This is a genomic window from Stratiformator vulcanicus (assembly GCF_007744515.1).
GTDB classification, from domain to species: Bacteria; Planctomycetota; Planctomycetia; order Planctomycetales; family Planctomycetaceae; genus Stratiformator; species Stratiformator vulcanicus.
The window spans coordinates 4,583,113-4,603,476 of sequence record NZ_CP036268.1 but is presented as its reverse complement, the minus strand read 5'-3'; the positions used below and the strand labels follow the sequence as shown (position 1 = coordinate 4,603,476).

The following is a 20,364-nucleotide window of genomic DNA, read 5'->3' as shown; positions in this document are numbered from 1 at the left end:
CGTTTGCTCCGTTACGACGATGCTCCGAGTGATGCCGGTCGATCGACCTGCGCGGAAATTGTCCGTCGCCCGGCTTAAACAAAAGCTTCGGAGTCGAAGTCATGCTCGGAACGGCACGTAGTCGAATTCATGCGGCGAATTGCATTTGCCTGGTGGCGACATGTTTGCTGCTGGGGTGCGCTCAAGGAGGCCGAGTGGCGACGAATCGCCAACCCGCGGTTCGACCATCGACGCCTCAAATCGCCGCGACGTCCCCTCGGAAGTCGGGTCGCGCCGCGATCAAAGATGCGGCTGACGAGCCGAATCAAGTGAAGTCGCGCTCCGGTAAGGTCGCCACGTCCAAGTCTGTGGGACGCTCGTCGGTCGAGCAGGATCCTTTCCTGTCGCAGGAAGGGGAAGAGTTCCGCGCTTTCGAACATGCGGTTGAAGCGTCATTAAGAGACAAGGTCGCCGAAGTCGCGGCCGGGCAGCGGGCCGTTTCGGAGGAATCGGCAACGTCGAAGATGGAGACCGCCCTCCGACAGCCAGAAGCAACATTGGCCAACCGCGGACCATCGCCGTCGCCCAATATTCGTCAGGTCGCCGAACGCAATGTTGAACAGCCCGGCACGACCCAGGAATTTGACGCGCTCGCCGATCTGTTTGAGCAAGCCAACCGTCGTGAAGCACCGGCGAGCCGCGTGAGGCGTCCGCTTCCGCCGCCGGGTCAGCCGCTTTACGGATCGGTCATGCCGTTCGAAGCCGAGTCCGCGACGCCCCCCGAATATGTTCCGTCAGAACGCTCACAGGAGATGCCGAAAGGGCAGATCGACGCCGGCTGGGAGCCGGTGGCCGAGTCTCTCGAAGAGGCGGCTCGAGACCTCGAATTCGGGGCGACGAATCGCTCACTAATTCCTGAAAACCAACCCGAGCGTTCAGCGAGCAGAGCGGACTCAGCCCAAGACGTGATGATCGTGGACGGCGAGGACGTGCCGGATCGCATTCAGATTCAAAGTCGCGGAAATGATACTGGTGCGGAAGTCCGCACCATGCGATTTGCCATCGATCCGCAAATGGAACTGACGCGCCAGCAGCCCCCGCGGACCGATTCTGCCGAGGACCTGTTCCCGGTTGTTAGCCGCTCGCTGGCGAACCGTGGCTCGAATATCTCGACGATCGACTGGAATTCGAATGCCGTCGATTCGAAAGCCGCCATGCGGGCGTCAAAGGTAGACAGTCCCGAACTGAGCCTTCCGTCGCTCGATGCAGAGCCGAGCCAGATGATTTCGGCCCCTGCGGAAGGAATCGCGACCGACGATGAGCCGGTCTTGGGGTTGCCTCTGCCTCCGGTGGGCTCTGTGCCGGCCGAGTCGACTTCCGGCTCGATGTCGAGCGACGCCCTCGCGACCGGGCCGGGACCATCCGGACCGTCGCTGACCGGGCCGTCACTGGCCGGGCCGAGCCTGTTCGGCCCGACTCTTGGTCGCGGAACCGCTGGCAGCGAGGACGGAGCGTCGGCGGGAGAGTCGATTTCAGACGACCAGAAATCTGGCGACGAGGATTCAAGCGTCATTCGAATGGCTTCGGCTCGGGCGCCTGAAGACGGAGCCTCCGAAGACATTCACCTCGACGACGTCGACTTCGACATCGAACCCGAGACGAAGACGGATGACGATCTCCCAACATCGTTCAATACCAAAACCGCTTGGTACGCGATCGGTTTGGCGTGCGTCAGCGTGGTGATTGTCGTCGTTCGCCGGATGCGAAACCGGTAGGGCATCCTCCGGCCAATTGCAGGGGTTCGCCAAATGGCAGCCCCTGCCCACTGGCCGGGCCCGCGACTGTCGACGTTGGTGTCTTCAATGGGAGAAACACGGTCGGAATCTGCCGGTCGTGCGGATTCCGGCGGTGATGCCGTTCTGTTTCGTTACTCTCGTCGGCCTTGGCGGCCGAAGTGCCCTCCCGCATGAGACAGCCGTTCTAGAGTTCGGTCGAGTCCGCCCGCGGCGGAAACAACCGAATCTCTCCCAACGGAGTCTCATTATGGCGGTCGACCCCTGGGCGCGGCCCTCTGTTCAAGACCTGCACCGCGTGCTCGAAAGCCTCGACCAGAGCGAGAGCGAGAATAATCGAGCGGTCGAGCGGCTCGAGTTAAATGTGCCGGCCGAAGTGAAGACGTTGCGGGGCAACACGGTCTCGGCCATGACCCGAGAGGTCAGCCGCGAGGGCATCGGCCTGATCCACCGGGGAGCGATCCAACCGGGCCCGGTTCGTGTGAAAATGGCGAGCGAAACGCGCGAATTCGATTACAACGTGCAGATCGAATGGTGCTCGCCCTGCGAGAACGGCATGTTCCTGAGCGGCGGAAAATTCGTTCGCCCCGGATTGCCGGGCGTCGATCAGGCTGAGTAGGGCCTGCGAAATTCAGCCGTCCAGTTCCGCCCGTTTTTCGGGCGGAATCAAGCGGTCGAGCAGGCCGTTGACGAACTGTGAGGAGTTTTCGGAACCGAACCGTTTGGCGACTTCGACGGCTTCGTCAATCACCACCCGCGGCGGCGTGTCGGTATTGAGCAGTTCGAACACGCCCAGGCGAAGCACGTTGCGATCGGTCGGAGCCATCCGGTCGATTGACCAGTTGTTCGCGGCAGCGGCGAGTTTTTCGTCAATGATCCCGCGGAACTCCATCGTGCCCACGAACAAGCGCCATGAAAACGCGCTGAGGTCGGCATCGTCGAGCTGTTCCTCGATCATTCCGCGGACGTCGTGCATGGCGACATCCGAGTTGAGGTCGAGTTGATAAAGCATTTGCACCGCGACTTCGCGGGCTTTCGTTCGGCGGGACATAGCAACGAGCCCGGTCGGGCTCTTCACGAGGCAAGAAATCGGCAGCCGAGGGTCATGCTTCAGACGTGGCTGCGAATGTCAGTCTAACGAATTCTACGTGCGGACAAGGGGCGGAGTTTGGCGAATCGCCGAAGTTGCGCCGACTTGTATTGCGGAAAGAGGTTCGGCTTGGTCATTGATCGGGCTGCGAAGGCGAGCATATTGACCGCAGCACGCTCACCATTTCGATCGCGGCCAAGGCGGCCTCGGCCCCTTTATTGCCGTGAACTCCACCCGCCCGTTCGCGGGCCTGCTCCATCGTGTTGCAGGTCAGAACGCCGAACATGACCGGCGTCAGATGCTCCGCCGCGATTCGCTGCAACGCTTCGGCGACCGACTGATTGATAAACCGGTCGTGCTCGGTATCGCCTTTGATCACCGCACCAAGGCAAATGACCGCTCCGGCGCCATTGGCGTACCTATCTTGCCGCGAGAGTGCGGCTGCGGCTGCCGGCAATTCGAAAGCTCCGGGAACGCGATACGTCTCGATGAAGTTATCGGGGACGCCTTGCCCTTGAAGAGTCTCCACGGCCGCGTCGTGCAGGGCATCCGTGATTTCCGCATTCCACCGCGCCGCAACGACGGCGAATCGGGCGCCCTCGGAAAGACTTATTTTGGTAGGCTTTATGCCTTTCTTTGTCGAGTTGTCACTCATTTCAACGTGTCGCGCTCAAGCGTTTGTTCGGCCCAAAGTCTTTGCCCATCAGAAAGCGGCGGTTCGGGGCTGGAGGCGTAAATATAATCTTGGTACGCGGCTGCCTCGAAAACAGCTTCAAACTGAATTTGCAGGTTGATGATTGCTTCGTCACGACCGTCTCGCAGCGGTATTGGAATCACCGGGAGCGGCTCGTCTATGTTAATCGGCCACAGCTCAACCTCCGGTCGCATCGGCGAACGACTGACCATAATTAAGTAGTCACAGTCGGGAGTTTCATCGATCGGCAATCGCGGGCCGCCGCGCAATAGGTCGATTTCGACAAGATGAACCCGGCTTTCGAAGTAACTGCGGCGCTTCGCCAAATATTGATTGCGATCACCACCCGACTTGTTCGACGGGCTTAGCAACTCCACGACCGTCACAACTTCCCGATTTGAACGATCCCGGACCTCGATAAAATTGATACGTTCAACATCGATCGACTCGCTCACGCGCCCTCGAGCCGGTGCGGTTGTCGAGGCAGTCTGATCTCCGTGGGAACTCCACTCGTCACTTTTGACGGACACATCTGACCGGCCAATAAGTCGTTCTCGCGCGGACATTTCGTGAATGTAGACGTGCTCGTCGATCTTGCAGAAATAGTCAGGGCGAACCTCAGCCGTGATGGCTTCCGCAAGCTTCGGTACGAACCTCTCGTGGAAATCGTGCCAGAATTCCGAGTTCTCTAAATACGGATTCATGCCCGGAAATGGAGATGGCATTACATCATCCTTCAAAGAACCTGACATTCGCCCACGTGGCGGCGATCTGTCCAATGACCGTCGGACCTGCGGCAATGATCGCCACTAGGAGCGCGTCACGGCGTCCGACGATCCGGGTGCGCCGTTCCTCGCTTGAGTTAATCTGCTCGGCGAGCCGAGTTGTCTCACGCTCAAGTAACTATGCACGGCGAAGACAGTCTCGAATTTCCTCGCGCAATTCGTCGCGACTTTGAACAAGGTGATCGATTCGGGACTGCTGAGCTGCGATAGCTTCTCGGGCATCTCGTATAAGTTCCGTGTTCGTCATTCCACCGGCTCACCGTTGTCTGGACGACCGTCATCGATTTCCTGCAACGCGACGTTCAGACGGTGGAGCGCATCTCGTGACCATTGTCTGAGGTACTTTCCCCATTGCTCATGGAAGAGCCACCAAATTTCTCGATCAGCCATACATTTTGCGTTGAGAATGGTGAGTGCGACCGACTTCTCTTTGTAGATCAAGCGAAATCGCAATCCGCGACGGCTGTGCGACCACTCAATATCTGTATCCTTTGCCAAGTCGACTTTGAGGCCGGTCACATCATGCCGAGCTTCGCCAAGAACATCTGCTAAAATTCTTGTCGCACGCTCGGCCTCATGCCGCAATTCATCGCTCGGCAGGCCATCCATCCCTTCAACCGAGCGAAAGCTGGGGTCCGTAATTTGCGTGTCTTCAATTGTTTTCATCGCTCTACCCTAAGTTCATGCTCAGCAAAAACTCTTCGTTCGTCTTTGTCCGCTTCATCCGGCTTGTCAGCAGTTCCATCGCTTCGACCGGGTTCATGTCGTTGAGCACTTTGCGAAGGATCCAGACGCGCTGCAGTTCTTCTTCATCCATCAGAAGTTCTTCGCGGCGGGTGCCCGATTTGTTGACGTCGATCGCGGGCCAGACGCGTTTTTCTACCATGCGGCGATCGAGGTGCAGTTCGGTGTTGCCGGTGCCTTTGAACTCTTCAAAGATCACTTCGTCCATCCGGCTGCCGGTGTCGACCAGTGCGGTGGCGACGATCGTCAGGCTGCCCCCTTCCTCGACGGCGCGGGCGGCGCCGAAGAATCGCTTCGGATGCTGCAGCGCATTCGCGTCGACACCACCGGAGAGGATCTTACCGGAGTGAGGCACTTCCGTGTTCCACGCTCGCGCCAGTCGCGTGATCGAATCGAGGAAAATGATCACGTCGCTGCCCGCTTCGACCATCCGCTTGGCCTTTTCGATCACCATTTCGGAGACCTGAATGTGCCGGCTCGGGGGTTCGTCGAACGTACTGCTGATGACCTCGCAATTGGGGCCTTTGACCTGGCGTTCCATGTCGGTCACTTCTTCGGGCCGCTCGTCGATCAGCAACACGATGACGTAGGCGTCCGGATGATTCTGCAGCGTCGCTTGCGCGAGTTGCTGCAGCAAAATCGTTTTGCCTGCCCGCGGGGGAGAAACGATCAAGCCCCGCTGCCCCATCCCGATCGGGGCGACCATGTCGACGACCCGCGTGCTGATCATCGCCGGATCGGCCGCGAGACGCAGCCGATCTTTCGGGTGCAGCGGCGTGAGGTCGTCGAACGGGACCCGTGTCGACATTGAGTTGGGATCGGAGTTGTTGATCGCTTCGACACGCAGCAGCGCGAAGTAGCGCTCATTTTCTTTGGGCGGACGAATCTGTCCGGCCACGGTCGCGCCGGTGCGTAAACCGAAGCGACGAATCTGGCTCGGCGAGACGTAAATGTCGTCAGGGCAGGGCAGGTAGTGATAGTCGGGGCTGCGCAAAAACCCGAACCCGTCCGGCAGGATCTCCAGCGTTCCCTCGCCGAACATCAGTCCGTTCATCTTGGTCCGCTCTTTGAGGATCTTAAAAATCAGATCCTGCTTCTTCAGACCGGAGTATTCGGTGATGCCGTCGGCACGGGCCAAGTCGAGCAGTTCCTTCATCGTACAGCGTTGCAACTGCGCGATGTGAATTTCGCCGTGCTTGATTTGCTCGTAACGCGCGTCGGCGGGGTTGGCGATCGACGGGTCGGCGGTCTCCGGAAAAGAGACGGTCGGTTCCTCGGCGACACTCGCGGAGGTGGTCGCAGTGTCGGTCGATGCGGGGCGTGTCGGTCGGCTCATTGTGAATTGCCAGAGGTTGGGGCCGGTTAGAACGGCCGATTGGGAAGGGTGAATTGTCGGAAAGGGACGACCCGCCGAAACGGAAGAAAATCCGCGGAACGGGCAGTCGAATTCTTTCAGTCGTCGATTCGCAGTTAGTCGGAGTTAGTTGGATTCGCCGACATCGCGTCAGCTTCGGGTGAGATCAAATTTCGGCAGGCCCGCATGCAGCCAGTTCGAGCTTGCGCTCCAGTTCATCAACGGCGTGCGATAATTCTCCGTTGTTGGAGATAACGATATCGGCTGCGTCTCTTTTTCGGTCCAGCGGCCACTGGTTTTGCTCCCGTCGCCGCCACTCGTCTTCGGTCCAGTCTCTATTCGTTTTGACCCGCTGCTTTCGAATTTGTTCGGTCGCGTCGACAAAGACGATCCGGTCACAATTCCGGCTCCATCCCGTCTCCAACATTACCGCGGCATCAATCACAATCATCGACGGCGGATGGGGCTGCCGACTCAATGCGGCGATTTGATCGCCGATCCGTTCGCGGATGACCGGATGAACGATTGCCTCTAATTGCTTCCGATATCGCTTCGCTTCTTCCCTCTCGTTGAACACCACGCGGCCCAAAGCCGACCGGTCCACTTGTTGTGTTCCGTCAACAGTTTGAAAAACGGAGTCTCCGAAGACGTTTCGCAAGGACGACTTGACGCTCTCCAAATGGAGGGCGTCATGGCCGAACTTGTCGGCATCGAGCACCGGAAGGCGATGTCGCTCACCGAACGCCCGGGCAACGGCACTTTTGCCGGAGCCGATTCCGCCGACGAAACCGATCGTGTTCGCTGTCTGAATGATGAAGTTCGAATCCAAAGGTCCGGACGGAAACATCCCGCCGACTGGTGGCTAAGAAATGTGCCGAGTGGCGAGCGGCGAGATCGGGCGCCGCTTCGGCGTTGAATTGATGGTTGAATTCTGCTGAGGACAAGATGGAGTTCTCATACGTTGACCACTCGGCACCAAAGTGTCAACGAAAAAGTTGCCCCGGCGGGTCCGAGCGAGGCCGTTCGGTTCTCACGAATCGGTTCAGGCGATGCAGGAAAACTCTGACGGGCACCGACCGGTCGGCCCCATCATCGAACGGGATCGGCTCAGCCTAGCGGGCGGGATGGTCGAACTGATCCGCAATCAGAGTCGTCACTTCGCGTCGTACCAGCTCTGAGCGAATCCGAGGTCGACGACCAGTGGAACCGCGAGCTCCATCGCTGCTTCCATTTCCTCACGAACGATCGCGCCGGCAGCTTCACGCTCATCCGATGGCGTTTCGAGCACGAGTTCGTCGTGGATTTGCAGCAACATGCGGTCGGGGCGCTGCTCCTTCTTCAATCGCTCGTACAGATTGATCATGGCGCGCTTGATGAGGTCCGCGGCCGAGCCTTGGATTACGGTGTTGAACGCCGTTCGCTCCGGCAGATTCATTTGACCGAAAACTTTGGGACGGATCCCGTTGATCTCGCGCCGCCGGCCGAGGATCGTCTCGGCATAACCGCTCACGCGAACCTTCTGCAGCGTCTCGGTGATGAACTCGGCGACGCCGGAGTATCGGGCGAGGTACTGGTCAATGAACGCGGCCGCTTCTTCCTGCGGTATGCCGAGCGTGTCCGATAGCCCGTAAGCACTTTGGCCGTAGATGACGCCGAAGTTGACCGTCTTGGCGACCCCTCGCATCTCGCGGGTCACGTCGTCTTCGTTCACGCCATAGATTTCGGCCGCGACGGCGGCGTGGATATCCCGTCCGTCGCGAAAAGCCGACTGAAGCGACTCATCGCCGCTGAAGTGTGCGAGGACGCGCAGCTCGATCTGCGAATAGTCGGCGCACACCAGCACCCAGTCTTCTCGGGAAGGAATAAATGCCTTGCGAACGAGCCGGCCTTCTTCGGTGCGGATGGGAATGTTCTGCAGGTTGGGATCGCTGCTGGAGAGCCGACCGGTCGCCGCGACGACCTGATTGAACGAGGCGTGAATGTTTCCGGTCAGAGGATTCACCAGCTTAGGCAGCGCGTCGAGATACGTGCCTTTGAGCTTGGCGAGCTGACGATGGGCGATGATCCGAGCGGGCAACTCATGCTTTGAGGCCAGTTTGTCGAGCACGTCGGCATCGGTGCTCGGCCCGGTCTTTGTGCGTTTCACGACCGGCAGCTTCAATTCCTCGAACAGCACCTGCTGGAGTTGCTTCGGGCTGGCAATGTTGAACTCATGCCCTGCCAGCTCATAGATCTCGATCTGCAACTGCGCAATGCGAGAGTCGAGTGCGGCGCTTTGCCGACCGAGCTCCTCGACGTTCACTCGCACGCCGTTTGACTCCATCTCGACCAGCACCGGAATAAGTGGTCGCTCCAGATCCCAGTAGAGATCCCACAACTCTTCCTGCTTGAGCTTGTCTCCAATCACGGACGCCAGTTGGAACGCCACTACAGCGTCCTCAGCCGCGTATTCGGCAGCTTTTTCGACCTCGACCTCGAACATCTTCTTTTGCTGTTTACCTTTACCGATCAGGTCGCTGATCGGGATGACCTCACGATTGAGGTGCCGGCGGGCCAGCGTGTCGAGGCTGTGGCTGCGCTCGCCCGCGTTGAGGAGATAGTCCCCGACCATCGGATCGACGCCGATCGAGTCGGTCTCGACCTCGATGTCGTGCTTGCGGAGCACGATCAGATCGTATTTCAGATTCTGATTGGATATTTGAACCTTCGGGTCGGCCAGGATCGGGCGAAACAGGTCGATGACCGCTTGCGGATCGAGCGTCTGTTCGCCGTCGGGCGATTGCACCGGCAGGTAATAGCCGGTCCCCGCTTCCCAGCAAACGGCCCAACCGACGATCTCCGCTTCCGTGGCGTTCAGATCGGTGGTTTCGAGGTCGATGCAAAGGTGTTTCTGCCGGCTGATCTGCGTCGCGAATTTCTTCAGCGCCGCGGGTGTGCTGATAATGTTCCATTCGTACTTTTGATCTTCTGCTGCGGCAGTCGGATCGTTCGTTTTCCCCTGCATCGTGGCTCGGGCTTCTTCGCTGAACCTTTTGAAACCGAATTCCGTGAAGAGCTCGATCAACTTCTCGTGATCCGGTTCAGAGATCGCCGCCGACTCCCATTCGAAATCGATCGGCAAGTCGGTCTGCAACGTCGCCAGTTCCTTACTGACGCGCGCCTGGTCGGCATATTTGAGCAGGTTCTCCCGCGCCTGTTTGCGCGAGACCTCCTCGGCATGTTCGAGGACACCTTCGAGGGTGTGATAATCGTCAAGCAGCTTCGTGGCGGTCTTCGGCCCGATCTTGGGGACGCCGGGGATGTTGTCGGTGGCGTCGCCGGTCAGGCCTTGGAAGCAGGTCACCTGATCGGGCCGGATGCCCCAATCGGCGGCGAGTTCCTCCGTGCCGAGAAACGACTGCTTGCGGCAGTTGTAGAGCTTGACCTGCGGGCCGAGCAATTGCCGGGCGTCTTTGTCGGACGTGACGATACGCACCTCGAAGCCGTCTGCGACGGCCCGCGTTGACAGCGTGGCAATCACGTCATCGGCTTCCCAGCCGGCGTGACTGACGACCGGAATCCCGAACGCTTCGCCGACTTCCAGAATGCGAGGAATCTGCAACCGCAAATCTTCCGGCATTTCGGTGCGATTGGCTTTGTACTCTTCGTAGAGTTCGGCCCGTTTGCCGGGTCCGTCGCTCTCCATTGCCAAAATGACGTGGGTGGCGCCTTTTTGTCCGAGAATGTGTTGGAGATCGCGGGTGAATCCGAAAATCGCGTTGGTCGGCTCCCCTTTTGGGGCGGTCATCCGCGGGATCGCGTGAAACACCTGAAAGACGAGTGAGAAAGTGTCGATCAGGTAGAGGAGCTTTTTCATCGACGCGCGGCGGTTCAAAACGGGGAGGGAGGATGTTGACCTTTCCGGCGGGCCGCATAACCCGCAAAGTCTTCCTCAGCTTAGAAATCGGCATGCCAGATTCCAATCGGCCCTGTTGCAACCGGCCTCAAGATGTCGTTGAACAAAGAGGCGGCTGCAACTACTTCTTGACACGCCGCCTGCCGTCGGTACGCTTGGGGTAATCTGCAGGAGGCCGATTCGCATTCGAGGCCCCGCTTCGCTTCGGACCGATTCTGGTCGCTGTTCACTCGCCTGCTTCAGGCATCATCTGCTTCATTTGCTCGCTCAATCGGGGATTTCATGGCCGCCTCCGGAAAAACTACCGCGGTTCACTTCAGCCTGATCTTTTTCGTGATGCTGAGCATCATTTTGGGGGTCGTGGCTTACCTGAACTTCAAGGACCTCGCCGAGCAGCAGGCTTTGGTGAAGTCGACCGACGACCGGCTGCAGGTCGCCGAGGCCGCATTAAAGGGACGAATCACCGAGGTCGACGCGCTGAAAACTGTGATCGGCTACCCCGACCTGCCGGAAGTCGGGGCGACCGACCCGGCGCAGGGAACGGTCATTCGTGAGGCCCAAAACGCCATTGCGAATTACGGCACCGATCCGGCATCGCAGCAGCTTGTCGATGCCCTGCAAAAAGTGCGGGCCGAGTACGATAAGAAAATCGAAGAGCTCGGCCAGGCTCGCGCGTCCCTTGCCGATGCGTCGGCCCGTGTCGCCTCGCTGCGGTCTGATTTCGACGCCCGGCGGACTTCAATCGATTCGGAACGAGCCCGCGCCAACGATGAATTGGTCAAAGTCGAATCAACAACGAATGAACTTCTCAAGACGAAGGACTCGCAGATCGAAGATCTGCGCAAGCAACTCAACGACGCCCAATTCGAATTGAACCAGACGCGTGCCCAATTGACCGCACAGCTTCGAGATTTGAACGAAGACATGGTCAAGCTTCGCGATATTAACGACGGCTTAAGAGATAAGCTGGCTGCGATTCAGAACTTCAGCTTTGCAAAACCGGACGGAAAAATCGTTCGCGTTGACCAAGTCAGCCGGCTCGTGTGGATTGACCTGGGTGAGGCCGATAATCTCCGGCGCCGGATCAATTTCAGCGTCTACAAAAAGGACGCCGTTGAGATTGCCCGGGATCGAGAAGATATCATCGGCTCGATCGAGGTCGTTCGCCTGATCTCGCCGCACCTGGCGGAGGCACGCATCCTGAAAGAAGATCTGGCCCGACCGATGGCGCCGGGCGATTCGATCTACACCCCGGTCTGGTCACCCGGCCAAACCGAGAAATTCGCGTTCGTCGGACTGATCGATATGGATAACGACGGCAATCACACCAAGGAAGATCGCGAACGACTCCACGAACTGCTCTGGGCCGCCGGGGCCAAGATCAGTTCGGAAACGCTCGAAGACGGAGAGCGGGTCGGCGAGTCGGAACTCGATATCACGACGCGGTTCCTCGTGGTCGGCCATACGCCCGACCCGGTGACCGATGCTCGACCTTCCGAACAGCCGGTCGTCCAGAAGTTGATGACGCATCGCCGCGAAATGCTCAACGAAGCCCGCCTGAACGGTATTCGCGTCGTGTCGCTCAACCAGTTCAAGGATTACATCGGATACGTGCCGAAGCGACGACTGTGGGCACCCGGGATGCAGGAAACCTGGACGCTCAAATCGGGCAGCCGCAACGATCCGAGCGGCGATCAAACCGATCCATCGTCAACCGGTCGGGTTTCCGGTCTGTTCTATGAGGATGAGAGACGCGAACGCGATCTTCGTCCGAACTCATCGAGCGGACAGGCCAGCAGCTTGTTCAATAAGTAATCGAAAAGTAATTAAATTCGAGAGAACTGGCGGGTCGACCGCCGTTACTCCTCGACGATGGAAACCACAGCCGGCGATCCTTGGGTCGTCGGCTGTTTTTCTGCGCCGGTCGGCGGAGCAGGCCGCTTCCCGCCAAGCGTTGTCTTTGAACTGATGGAGGCGGCTAACGCATTGGTGCGGTCGCTGAGCGTCTGCAGTTCGAGAACCCGCTGCTGAGCATCGTCGATGGCCGACGAGACCTTGGGGTACAGGTGCGACGGGATTTTTCGCGCCGTCAGGTTCGTTGCGAGGTCGGCGATCTCCCGTTTCAATCCTCGCCGCAGCCGCCGAGTGAACATCGTGACCAGAAACCAGGCCCAAAGCAGCAGGAAGACGCCCGCCGAGATATAGAAGTCGGCCGTCAGCAGCGGCTCCGGTTCGGACGCGGCGACCCACGGACCGAAGAAACTGTCCCAGAAGAAATTCTTGCCGACGCGATAAACGACGAAAGCAAGATAGGCGGCGAGGGCAAACTCAAATCGCATCCGGACGAACCAGCGTGAGTTCGCCGCGGCGAGGCGATCGATCGACTCTTCGACCCGTCGGCGGGCTTCCACGAAGAAGTCCTGCTCGACAGACCCCGCGGTTTGTCGGAGCTCGTCGCTCGATGATCCCGCGAGAATCTGCGGATCGAATTTGGCTTTCCGAACCGCTTGGTCCAACACGAATCGCGCTTCCAGCAGCAGGTCTTCGTCGACGGTCGACGCGAACGCCTTGGCCGTCTGCTCCTCGGCGGTTTTTTCGCTCTGCCGAGCTTTCAGCCAGCGTCCTCCCTGCATCGCTCCGATTAAGGCGACCTGGGCGGAATTGTGGGCGCGAAACAACGTCATCGACGTGAGCAGGTTCCCGAGCCCGCTGAAGAGTCGCAGCACGCCGGAAAATGGACTCGCGCCCCATCGATCGGCAACGGCTGACAGCAATCGTCGCTCCCACAGGGCCCGGCTGTCGGTCAACTCTTTCTTCAGTCGGTCGGTCATCACCCGGCTGATCCGCTCCTGCTGCTGCCGACACGCTTCGGCCAGTTCGTTGAGCGCCGATCGATCTCGACTTAGCTCTGTGTACCCGCGTGAGAGTGCGGACGACAGCAGGGCGAATTGATTGACCTGGCGAATGCGACCCCGCGATCGCTGCGACAACTCTTGGTAAAGCGTATCGATGAGCCGCGCGAAATCACCGGTCGGAGGTTCGTCCGCGCGAGATCGCGCGAGCGACTCGAGCGAGTCGACGAAGAACACCTCCGGCACCTCGTATTCGCCGGAGAGTTGTGCCTTCAGGTCGTCTCGAATGTCAGAATCGACCCCGGCATGAGTTTGCACGTAGATCAGCCGAACTCCCTCGGCGGCATCCTTCAATTCGTCGAGCACGCGATTCGAACGATATTTCTGCTGCGTGGTCGTGTAGATTAACACATCGCAGTAGGGCAGCATCTGCCGGAGTCGTTCCAGATTGCCGCCGTCATCGTCTTCTGCGCCGGAGTCGGGATCGGGGCAGTCGAGCACGGCGTAGTTTTGCAGCATCGGATCATCGCTGCGGACGACCGCCACATGTTCGAGCGGAAGGTCGAGCGCATCGACTTCGACCGTCTCATGAATCAACAACGTCGGACGTCGGGTCGTCGGTCGTTCGCGGCCGGTCGGCGTGACCGTTTCTCCGACCAATGCGTTCACGAGTGAACTCTTACCGGTGCCGGTCCCGCCGAAGGTCGCCACGATGAGGGGGACCGTTTCGCGATCGCGCAAGTGGCCGACCCGGTCCAACGTGCGCCGCACCACCGCCTGAGTTTCGCTCAGCGGCTCCCACGTTGTTGAGGCATTTGCCCACGTGGTCACGCGATCGAACAGGCGATCGACACGGCCCATAAATTCGATCTCTTCGATATCGTCAGAACCCATTCGCCCGCCGCCTTTGGAATTCGCGAAGCTGCGTTTTGATGTCTGCCTGCGTGACTCCGAAATCGGTCATCGCAACGCGCCCGTTATCGGAGAGGAACTTCATTGGGCGTGTCTTGGATTTTATTGTCCGTGGACATTGTCGGACGCGGTCATGGCCTCGATGGCTTCTTCGAATTGCTTGGGCAACCGTTCGGTGAGCTCGCTGACGTTTTGGAACTCCTTGGACTCGGCCAAAGTGGCGGCGGATGCGAGTTCATCGGCGAGTTCCCCGAGAAACTCGCGCCGCAGCAATTCCGCGAACCAAGCGAGTCGCCGCTCGGCGAATCGATCCTGCAACCGCTGCATCATGGCCTGTAATTGCCCGACACCGTAGCCCGCGCCCTTGGCGACCACCTGTTCTCCCGCGACCGAGGCCGCGGTCCCACCCGCCAGATCGGCCATCACGTGTAGCGTCGATTGAGCGACGGCGCTCGTCAACGCTTGAGCCGCGATATCCGCTCCGCCGAATCCGAGGAACAGCCCGACACTCATCACCGGCCGCAATCCCGCCCCCGCGACATGTAGCTTTTGAATCACCGCGAATGTGATCGGGGCCTCCTTCTCAAATTTCTGCATTTCGACTTCGACCAGCAGTTGCAAATCGGCTTGCAGATCGCAGCCGAGGTGCCCTTCGCGAAGTCGTTCCAGCAGCTCGCCGCGATCGACGCGGGCGAGCAAATCGCGGATCGGTTCACCGACGAGGTCGCCGCCCGTATCGGCCATCCAAGTCAGCCGGTCAACGATTTCCGTGACCCCACGGACAACCGCCGACCATTCCGCCTCGCGATAGCTATCGATCGCGGTTCGGCCTTTGCGTTCGCCCCGCAACTGCTTGACCGGCCACATCACCCCGGTCCCGACAACGTCGTAGAAAGAGCTGACGCCGCGAACCCAGCCGGTCTGATGCTCCTTCCACCAGCGGCGGATTTCGGACACCAGCGTATTGGCGGGAATCGTCGGCCAATCGGAGATCCGCACGACCGACTCGCTGCGAAGGCGTTCTTCGACGGCCGCCAGTCGTCCGCTGCGTTCCTGGATTTCGGCGAGATACCCTGGGATTCCGGCACGGCGATCGGCCAATTGCCGGATCGCCCCCTTCAGAGTTCGCAGCCGGACTTCGTCGAAATGAAGACGCGATAGCGACTCGGCCAGATCGCAAGCCCGACCTTCTGCAATCTGCTTCCCGTCCTCAGCTTCGGGCGGCCAGGAATGCTCAACGAACGACAGCTCTCCCTGTTCGGCTGCGGCTCGATCATGCGGCGCGAGGTAGACATATTCGGGCGACACGCCGGTCGACTCGCAAAACGTCTTCGTCCAGGTCGTCCAATAATCGGCATCTTCGGGCAGGTGCAATTGATTGAACACGAGCACGATCGCCTTCTCTTCGCGGGCGGCGCGAGCAAAGAATTCACGAATCGCGGCGTCGTTGTATTTCTGCTGAGTCAGAACGACGAGCAGCACGTCCGCAGCCGATCGCACCTTGGCCGCTCGATCCCAATTGACGCGGGCATCGCTGTCGACGTCGGGCGTATCAAGCAGCACGAGATTGCTCGGGATCGCTCCACTTTCGCGCCAAAACAGCAGGTCTCGATCGTCTTCCTGCAGGGCAGCGTCCGCTTCAACCCACGGCTTCAAATCGAATTTCGGGAAGACCTCGGCGAGTTCGCGCGACTCGCCAAACCCCTGTGGAACAAGACAAACCGGGTGCCGCGTTCCCGATGCCAACGGGGTAGTCGCGCTCACGCGTTCGCCGGCGAGGTGGTTGAAAATGACACTCTTGCCGATGTTCGTTCCGCCGACGATCCCCACCACGAGGTACGCGCCGCGCCCCGTCTGCGGAATCAGTTTCTCGACCAGCAGTTCATGCCACGGTCGGCCGACGATCGGATCGAGTTGGAGCAGGCCGCAATTCTGTTCGAGCTGGTGCAGTTCCCGCTCCAACCGCTCGAGTGTCCCGGCATACTCTTGCAGCAACGACGTCATTGAGAAGCTGACTTCCAGAACTGATAATGCGGAACCTGTCGATCCAACGCAGGCGTGAAAACGAGCGACCATCGGCCCGGTGACGATCCCCCGAAACCAACGGAGAATTGACCGCCGAGTGCGCGTATTCTATCGTGCCTGCGGAAGTTGTGACACGAACCGGCCCGCCGGAAGCGCTGTCCGATCTCCACCGGAGGGCGATTAGCTCAGTTGGTTAGAGCGCTTGCTTTACACGCAAGATGTCGGGGGTTCGAGTCCCTCATCGCCCAGTTTTTGTCGTTGCAATACGCCGCACCGAATCGCACGGGGCGGCGTATCTTTCTTTCGCCTCACGACTTGCGGATTGCCCTGCGAAACGGTGCGATTTGGTGCGGCTTCTCGCTGCACCGCATTTTGCCTATCCACTGCACCGGATTTTGCACCGCCTGCTGCCTGCTCGAAGTGATCCTCGGTCACCTGCAGGTAGTGCTTCTGCGCGATCGACTGCGTGTTCCCGATCCAGCTACAGACCACGTGCGACGGGAACTCTTCCTGCAGCTCCGTTTGACGCGTGGCTCGGAGGTTATGGAACAACTTCGGCCACGGGTTTAACCCGGCTCGCTTGATGATCTTTGAGAGCGTGGTCCGCATATTCGAATTGGTGCCGCGGTATCTCGTGATCACATATTCGGCACCTTCAGGGGCTGCTTCCCAAAGATCGAACAGGTGCGTTCGTAACTCGGGGAAGAGCGGCAGCAGCCGCGATGCTTTCCCTTCGTGATGTTCGGTCTTCGGCGAGTGGACGGTCAGCCGATTCTGCGCCCAATCGATGTCTTGCCATCGCAGTCGCAGGTGCTCAGACGGGCAACGAAATCCGCCGAACCGGGACAGGGCGAAGAGGACTCGCCATTCCACGTCGGGACATGCAGCAAGCACCCTGTCGGCTTCTTCACGACTCACAAAGTATTGCCGCTCAGCATTTCCACCGACCGCCGCAGGCAGATCGGAGAAGGGGTTGTCAGAGATGAGTTTCCGCCGAATCGCCGCCCGGAATATCTGCTTTGCCATTCCACTGCGACGGCGGACTGTGTTGCTTGCAAGCTTTTGATCGTGCAGCAGATAGAGCCGCCATTCTTCCGCGTCACCTTGCGTGATGTCGCGGAGATTCTTTCCTTCGCCGAAGTACTCAATGAGGTTACGCCGGGTGTGTCCCCACATCGTTTTGGTCGATTGCTTTACGTCCTTCCGCGTCGCGTAGTAGTGGTCGATGAATCCTTTCAGAGTGGCCTTGGCGCGCTCCGCAACAAGGCCGGTGGCTGCCAGCTTTTCGTAGAGCGGCTCTTCCAGACCGGCTACCCATCGAGCCGTGTCATCGTCGGGGCTGTGGTTCATCAGCAACGCCGAGACGAGACGCTCAACGCGGACCTTGACCGCTTCGGCCGTTCGCTTGTCGACCTTGCCGAGACGAATGCTGCGCCGTTTCCCGTCACTGCCGCTGAACTGAATCGTTCGACGGCCGGTTTTCTTGTCGATCGAGATGCTTGCCACAATCGGCTCCGCCTTCTGGAGATTCTGAAACGCCTTGCAGCTTTGTGCGGTCGATCCATTCCCGCAGGTCGACGGGATCATACCGCACGAGTCGCCCCGCTTTGATGCAAGGTATGTCGCCGCGGGGAGTCGTGAGGCTCCAGAGTTTCCGCGGCGACATACAAAGCACCTTTGCGGCTTCCTTCGGATCGATCAATAGACGCTCGGAATTATTAAGAGGATTCACGACGATTGACTTTCCGAGAGACCGACGGATAGAGATTCCGACTTTTGACGAACCGAATCAGCGGATCACTTTCGAAGAGAGCAGCGTCACGCCGCCATCTTGAAGTCATCGTCACCGCGGTACCCGTCGCGTATCGAGCGATTGCGATATTCGCCTTCGAAATCTCGCTTCCGCCAGTAGCGGATCACTCCCCGAGCCACGTCCTTAAGCGCCGCGTCGAGCGTTGGCTTTCGTCGCCTGACCGCATACCCGAGCAGGCAGCCTGCGATATGTGCGACGTACCAGTTGGCGTCAGCAATCGATTCCTGTTCGATCCGAGCCAAGCTATGGACCTCACCAAACTTTCCTGCGGCTCGCTGCACGTCACTCCAAAACGGGTGCATGGAACAGCGGGAGACATTGGGATTGTCGCGCAGCCTCAGCGAGAAGAAATCGGTTGTGAGGTACTGCCACATCCCGCCGAGATTCTCTCGAAGATCATCGATCGAATTAATACCGCGTTCCTTTAAGAACGGACGGCGGACTTGAAATTCAACTCGCCAGACATCCCGGCATTCTTCCAAGTCCCAGATGTCGGACATCCAAGTCTTTTCACTCTTGGCGACCTCAAGCGCCTTGTCATAGATGCGAAGCATTTTCGGCGCGCCACGTTGGCCGAGGTAGAACGTCTCCAATGTGTTCCCATCGCGGTAAGACTCATTCTTTCCGCGTTGCGGTACACGAGACGCTTGAAGGAACGCTTCACTGAGGCCCGCTGAAATACGGAAGTCGGCGGCGAGGTCAACCCGGCTGGGCTTCACCAGCAGAACCTTCCCGCCGAGTTCACGAATTACCGTGGCGATCGTGTCGACCATCGAGTCCATCCCAAACTGCCACAACGCCCTCGCATTGATTGAGACAAACACGTTGGGGGACGCATTACGTGGCTGACCGGACTTACCAATGAAGAGATGAAACTCTCGGTATTGAAGATGCCATTGATAGGCAGGAGCCTTGCCCTTCGGGAGCATGAGGCAGTCGTCGGTTCGGAACCGAACATCCTTTCTTCCAGCGGCGGCTTCTTTCGCTTCGGCCAGTTCTGCTGAAAATTGATCCCAACCTTCGCCCCAGTCGACGAAGACGCCGAGATCAAGGGAATCAACATTGGCTCCCAGAAACTCCCAATCCTCCGGACCTGAAATTGGGGCATGGCGTGTTACAGGTGACGCCATGCCTTCAAGGCTTTCAGATTGCTCGGCCCGCTGCGGCGAACCCGGCTCCCCGCCGGTGTCGCCGCTACGGGCCGAGCCTTTCACGTCTAACGGACGCTCAGGCTCGCCGTGATTATCAAATTGCATTGCATGCTCCATCCTTGGAGGACTTCGAAAACTGGTGAAACGACATTGCTTCACCAACGCTGCTCGATTTAGCTCACAGCGGGGCCAGGTCCGAGGCCGCGGGGCGTCCCTCGCGGCCTCGGACCGGCCCCGCTGCGGCTTATGCGGCTCTGTGTTCACTCTCCAAATCAATGTCAGTTTGCGTGCGTTTCGCGCACTCCAAATCTTTGCTCTTTTCCAGCTTGTTGTGGTCGCCGAACCATATCTTCATCAATTCCTCGAATGGCTCAACAAATCGGTGGCCCCAGTTCGAGTTGACGAATTTAATCAGCCACCCTTGGCTATGGATTGCTGACTCCAGCAGAAGTGCTGCAACCTTTGAGGTCGAAAGATTCAACCGTTCAGCCAGTCTCTCGACTCTTAAGGCCGTCGGTTGCTCAACCAGTAGCTGCACGGTCACCTTCGACCCACCTGTCTTCCGCTTCCAGCCTCTTACCGGCGCCGTAACTGCCGAGAGAACTTGCCCAGCGATCCACTCCACGAAGTTGTCATGGTCTAGAAGGCGGTCTTTCACCAGTTCGGCGCCGATCCACGAAACGCTTCGATCCAGCACCTCTGACAATTCGTTAAGCTTTTTCGCGTAGGTTTCTTCGACTTGGACCTGCACTCGTACGCGGTCGTTTGTATCAATCTTTGTTGACATTACGGCTCCCCCACTCTTCGTTGGTTGGTCTTGCTAAGACTTAGTATCGACACATCAGAGCTATTACTTTCGCTTTTCAGGTGAAATCGCGTGGGGTTTTTCCGCCTAGCGAATTCGCGGCGCGCAAAGAAATAGCCGAGACCTGTTTCCAGACCTAGGCTCAGGCTCGACAGGAGGGGCAGTGGGAGACGCTTCACACCCCGAAAATATCCCGCGCAACGGGTGACGCTTCTACTCGCTCTGCGCGTTCCAAACTTTCAGCGTTCTGTCATAACCCCCACTGACGATCCGCTTGCCGTCCGGGCTGAAGCATACGCTGTAGACAGAACTCGTATGCCCTGTGAGGGTGAGGGTCTCCTGACCGCTCTCGGCATCCCACACCTTCAGCGTCCAGTCCCCACCCCCACTGACGATCCGCTTGCCGTCCGGGCTGAAGCACACGCTGTTGACATGACTCGTATGCCCTGTGAGCGTGAGGGTCTCCTGACCG

General features: G+C 59.0%; 16 protein-coding genes, 1 tRNA gene and 1 pseudogene. 4 read left to right on the top strand and 14 right to left on the bottom strand.

The annotated features are described in order from the left end of the window. The first annotated feature begins 194 nt into the window (after nucleotides 1–194). A complete protein-coding gene (locus Pan189_RS18300) occupies nucleotides 195–1,754 on the top strand; it encodes a hypothetical protein (protein ID WP_145365524.1) in 1,560 nt (519 codons plus the stop codon). Between the two features lie 268 nt (nucleotides 1,755–2,022). Then, on the top strand, nucleotides 2,023–2,391 hold the full coding sequence (locus tag Pan189_RS18295) for a PilZ domain-containing protein (RefSeq protein ID WP_145365523.1): 369 nt from the start codon (nucleotides 2,023–2,025) through the stop codon (nucleotides 2,389–2,391). Nucleotides 2,392–2,403: 12 nt separating this feature from the next. Here the strand turns inward: Pan189_RS18295 and nusB are convergent, their stop codons facing one another. From nusB to polA, 7 genes are all read right to left on the bottom strand, one after another. After that, the gene (gene nusB, locus Pan189_RS18290) at nucleotides 2,404–2,823 is read right to left on the bottom strand and encodes a transcription antitermination factor NusB (RefSeq protein WP_145365522.1); all 420 of its coding nucleotides are present in this window, start codon (nucleotides 2,821–2,823) and stop codon (nucleotides 2,404–2,406) included. Between the two features lie 172 nt (nucleotides 2,824–2,995). Further along, the gene (ribH, locus tag Pan189_RS18285) at nucleotides 2,996–3,517 is read right to left on the bottom strand and encodes a 6,7-dimethyl-8-ribityllumazine synthase (protein ID WP_145365521.1); all 522 of its coding nucleotides are present in this window, start codon (nucleotides 3,515–3,517) and stop codon (nucleotides 2,996–2,998) included. Further along, nucleotides 3,514–4,281 carry a DUF4058 family protein gene (locus Pan189_RS18280; protein ID WP_310820765.1) on the bottom strand — a complete coding sequence of 256 codons (768 nt, stop codon included), beginning with the start codon at nucleotides 4,279–4,281 and terminating at the stop codon, nucleotides 3,514–3,516. The genes ribH and Pan189_RS18280 overlap by 4 nt, the downstream gene beginning before the upstream one ends. 303 nt (nucleotides 4,282–4,584) lie before the next feature. Next, nucleotides 4,585–5,007: a hypothetical protein gene (locus Pan189_RS18275; protein WP_145365519.1), complete on the bottom strand. Its 423-nt coding sequence runs from the start codon at nucleotides 5,005–5,007 to the stop codon at nucleotides 4,585–4,587. A 4-nt stretch (nucleotides 5,008–5,011) separates the two neighbouring features. After that, nucleotides 5,012–6,421, bottom strand: a complete 1,410-nt coding sequence (gene rho, locus Pan189_RS18270) for a transcription termination factor Rho (RefSeq protein ID WP_145365518.1) — start codon at nucleotides 6,419–6,421, stop codon at nucleotides 5,012–5,014. Between the two features lie 184 nt (nucleotides 6,422–6,605). Next, nucleotides 6,606–7,286, bottom strand: coding sequence for a dephospho-CoA kinase (gene coaE / locus Pan189_RS18265; protein ID WP_145365517.1), 681 nt, complete (start codon nucleotides 7,284–7,286; stop codon nucleotides 6,606–6,608). 306 nt (nucleotides 7,287–7,592) lie between these two features. Beyond that, on the bottom strand, nucleotides 7,593–10,295 hold the full coding sequence (gene polA / locus Pan189_RS18260) for a DNA polymerase I (RefSeq protein ID WP_145365516.1): 2,703 nt from the start codon (nucleotides 10,293–10,295) through the stop codon (nucleotides 7,593–7,595). A 321-nt stretch (nucleotides 10,296–10,616) separates the two neighbouring features. Between polA and Pan189_RS18255 the strand changes: the two genes are divergently transcribed. Beyond that, nucleotides 10,617–12,149 carry a hypothetical protein gene (locus tag Pan189_RS18255; protein WP_145365515.1) on the top strand — a complete coding sequence of 511 codons (1,533 nt, stop codon included), beginning with the start codon at nucleotides 10,617–10,619 and terminating at the stop codon, nucleotides 12,147–12,149. A gap of 44 nt (nucleotides 12,150–12,193) precedes the next feature. Here Pan189_RS18255 and Pan189_RS18250 read toward each other — a convergent pair whose 3' ends face one another. Beyond that, entirely contained in the window at nucleotides 12,194–14,080 is a 1,887-nt protein-coding gene (locus tag Pan189_RS18250; RefSeq protein WP_145365514.1) for a dynamin family protein, read from the bottom strand. Between the two features lie 120 nt (nucleotides 14,081–14,200). Continuing rightward, complete coding sequence (locus tag Pan189_RS18245; protein WP_310820764.1) at nucleotides 14,201–16,102, bottom strand: GTPase; 1,902 nt, start codon at nucleotides 16,100–16,102, stop codon at nucleotides 14,201–14,203. A 195-nt stretch (nucleotides 16,103–16,297) separates the two neighbouring features. Here Pan189_RS18245 and Pan189_RS18240 point away from each other — a divergent pair. Beyond that, nucleotides 16,298–16,371: transfer RNA gene (locus Pan189_RS18240), tRNA-Val, on the top strand. Here the strand turns inward: Pan189_RS18240 and Pan189_RS21755 are convergent. From Pan189_RS21755 to Pan189_RS18215, 5 genes and pseudogenes are all read right to left on the bottom strand, one after another. Then, complete coding sequence (locus Pan189_RS21755; protein ID WP_375154915.1) at nucleotides 16,331–17,299, bottom strand: tyrosine-type recombinase/integrase; 969 nt, start codon at nucleotides 17,297–17,299, stop codon at nucleotides 16,331–16,333. The genes Pan189_RS18240 and Pan189_RS21755 overlap by 41 nt on opposite strands. A 268-nt stretch (nucleotides 17,300–17,567) precedes the next feature. Continuing rightward, nucleotides 17,568–17,789, bottom strand: a complete 222-nt coding sequence (locus Pan189_RS21750; protein WP_145366249.1) for a helix-turn-helix domain-containing protein — start codon at nucleotides 17,787–17,789, stop codon at nucleotides 17,568–17,570. A 152-nt stretch (nucleotides 17,790–17,941) separates the two neighbouring features. Further along, nucleotides 17,942–19,192: a replication initiation factor domain-containing protein gene (locus tag Pan189_RS18225; RefSeq protein ID WP_145365512.1), complete on the bottom strand. Its 1,251-nt coding sequence runs from the start codon at nucleotides 19,190–19,192 to the stop codon at nucleotides 17,942–17,944. Nucleotides 19,193–19,331: 139 nt separating this feature from the next. Further along, nucleotides 19,332–19,874 carry a hypothetical protein gene (locus Pan189_RS18220; protein ID WP_145365511.1) on the bottom strand — a complete coding sequence of 181 codons (543 nt, stop codon included), beginning with the start codon at nucleotides 19,872–19,874 and terminating at the stop codon, nucleotides 19,332–19,334. Between the two features lie 231 nt (nucleotides 19,875–20,105). After that, nucleotides 20,106–20,364: pseudogene (locus Pan189_RS18215) on the bottom strand (WD40 repeat domain-containing protein); the annotation flags it as partial.

What these genes read in the sequence shown, in the direction of transcription:
- Pan189_RS18295 (WP_145365523.1), top strand. Translation starts at nt 2,023, where the DNA reads ATGGCGGTCGACCCCTGGGCGCGGCCCTCTGTTCAAGACCTGCACCGC.
- nusB (WP_145365522.1), bottom strand. Translation starts at nt 2,823, where the DNA reads ATGTCCCGCCGAACGAAAGCCCGCGAAGTCGCGGTGCAAATGCTTTAT.
- ribH (WP_145365521.1), bottom strand. Translation starts at nt 3,517, where the DNA reads ATGAGTGACAACTCGACAAAGAAAGGCATAAAGCCTACCAAAATAAGT.
- Pan189_RS18280 (WP_310820765.1), bottom strand. Translation starts at nt 4,281, where the DNA reads ATGCCATCTCCATTTCCGGGCATGAATCCGTATTTAGAGAACTCGGAA.
- Pan189_RS18275 (WP_145365519.1), bottom strand. Translation starts at nt 5,007, where the DNA reads ATGAAAACAATTGAAGACACGCAAATTACGGACCCCAGCTTTCGCTCG.
- rho (WP_145365518.1), bottom strand. Translation starts at nt 6,421, where the DNA reads ATGAGCCGACCGACACGCCCCGCATCGACCGACACTGCGACCACCTCC.
- coaE (WP_145365517.1), bottom strand. Translation starts at nt 7,286, where the DNA reads ATGTTTCCGTCCGGACCTTTGGATTCGAACTTCATCATTCAGACAGCG.
- polA (WP_145365516.1), bottom strand. Translation starts at nt 10,295, where the DNA reads ATGAAAAAGCTCCTCTACCTGATCGACACTTTCTCACTCGTCTTTCAG.
- Pan189_RS18255 (WP_145365515.1), top strand. Translation starts at nt 10,617, where the DNA reads ATGGCCGCCTCCGGAAAAACTACCGCGGTTCACTTCAGCCTGATCTTT.
- Pan189_RS18250 (WP_145365514.1), bottom strand. Translation starts at nt 14,080, where the DNA reads ATGGGTTCTGACGATATCGAAGAGATCGAATTTATGGGCCGTGTCGAT.
- Pan189_RS18245 (WP_310820764.1), bottom strand. Translation starts at nt 16,102, where the DNA reads ATGACGTCGTTGCTGCAAGAGTATGCCGGGACACTCGAGCGGTTGGAG.
- Pan189_RS21755 (WP_375154915.1), bottom strand. Translation starts at nt 17,299, where the DNA reads ATGTGGGGACACACCCGGCGTAACCTCATTGAGTACTTCGGCGAAGGA.
- Pan189_RS21750 (WP_145366249.1), bottom strand. Translation starts at nt 17,789, where the DNA reads ATGTCGCCGCGGAAACTCTGGAGCCTCACGACTCCCCGCGGCGACATA.
- Pan189_RS18225 (WP_145365512.1), bottom strand. Translation starts at nt 19,192, where the DNA reads ATGCAATTTGATAATCACGGCGAGCCTGAGCGTCCGTTAGACGTGAAA.
- Pan189_RS18220 (WP_145365511.1), bottom strand. Translation starts at nt 19,874, where the DNA reads ATGTCAACAAAGATTGATACAAACGACCGCGTACGAGTGCAGGTCCAA.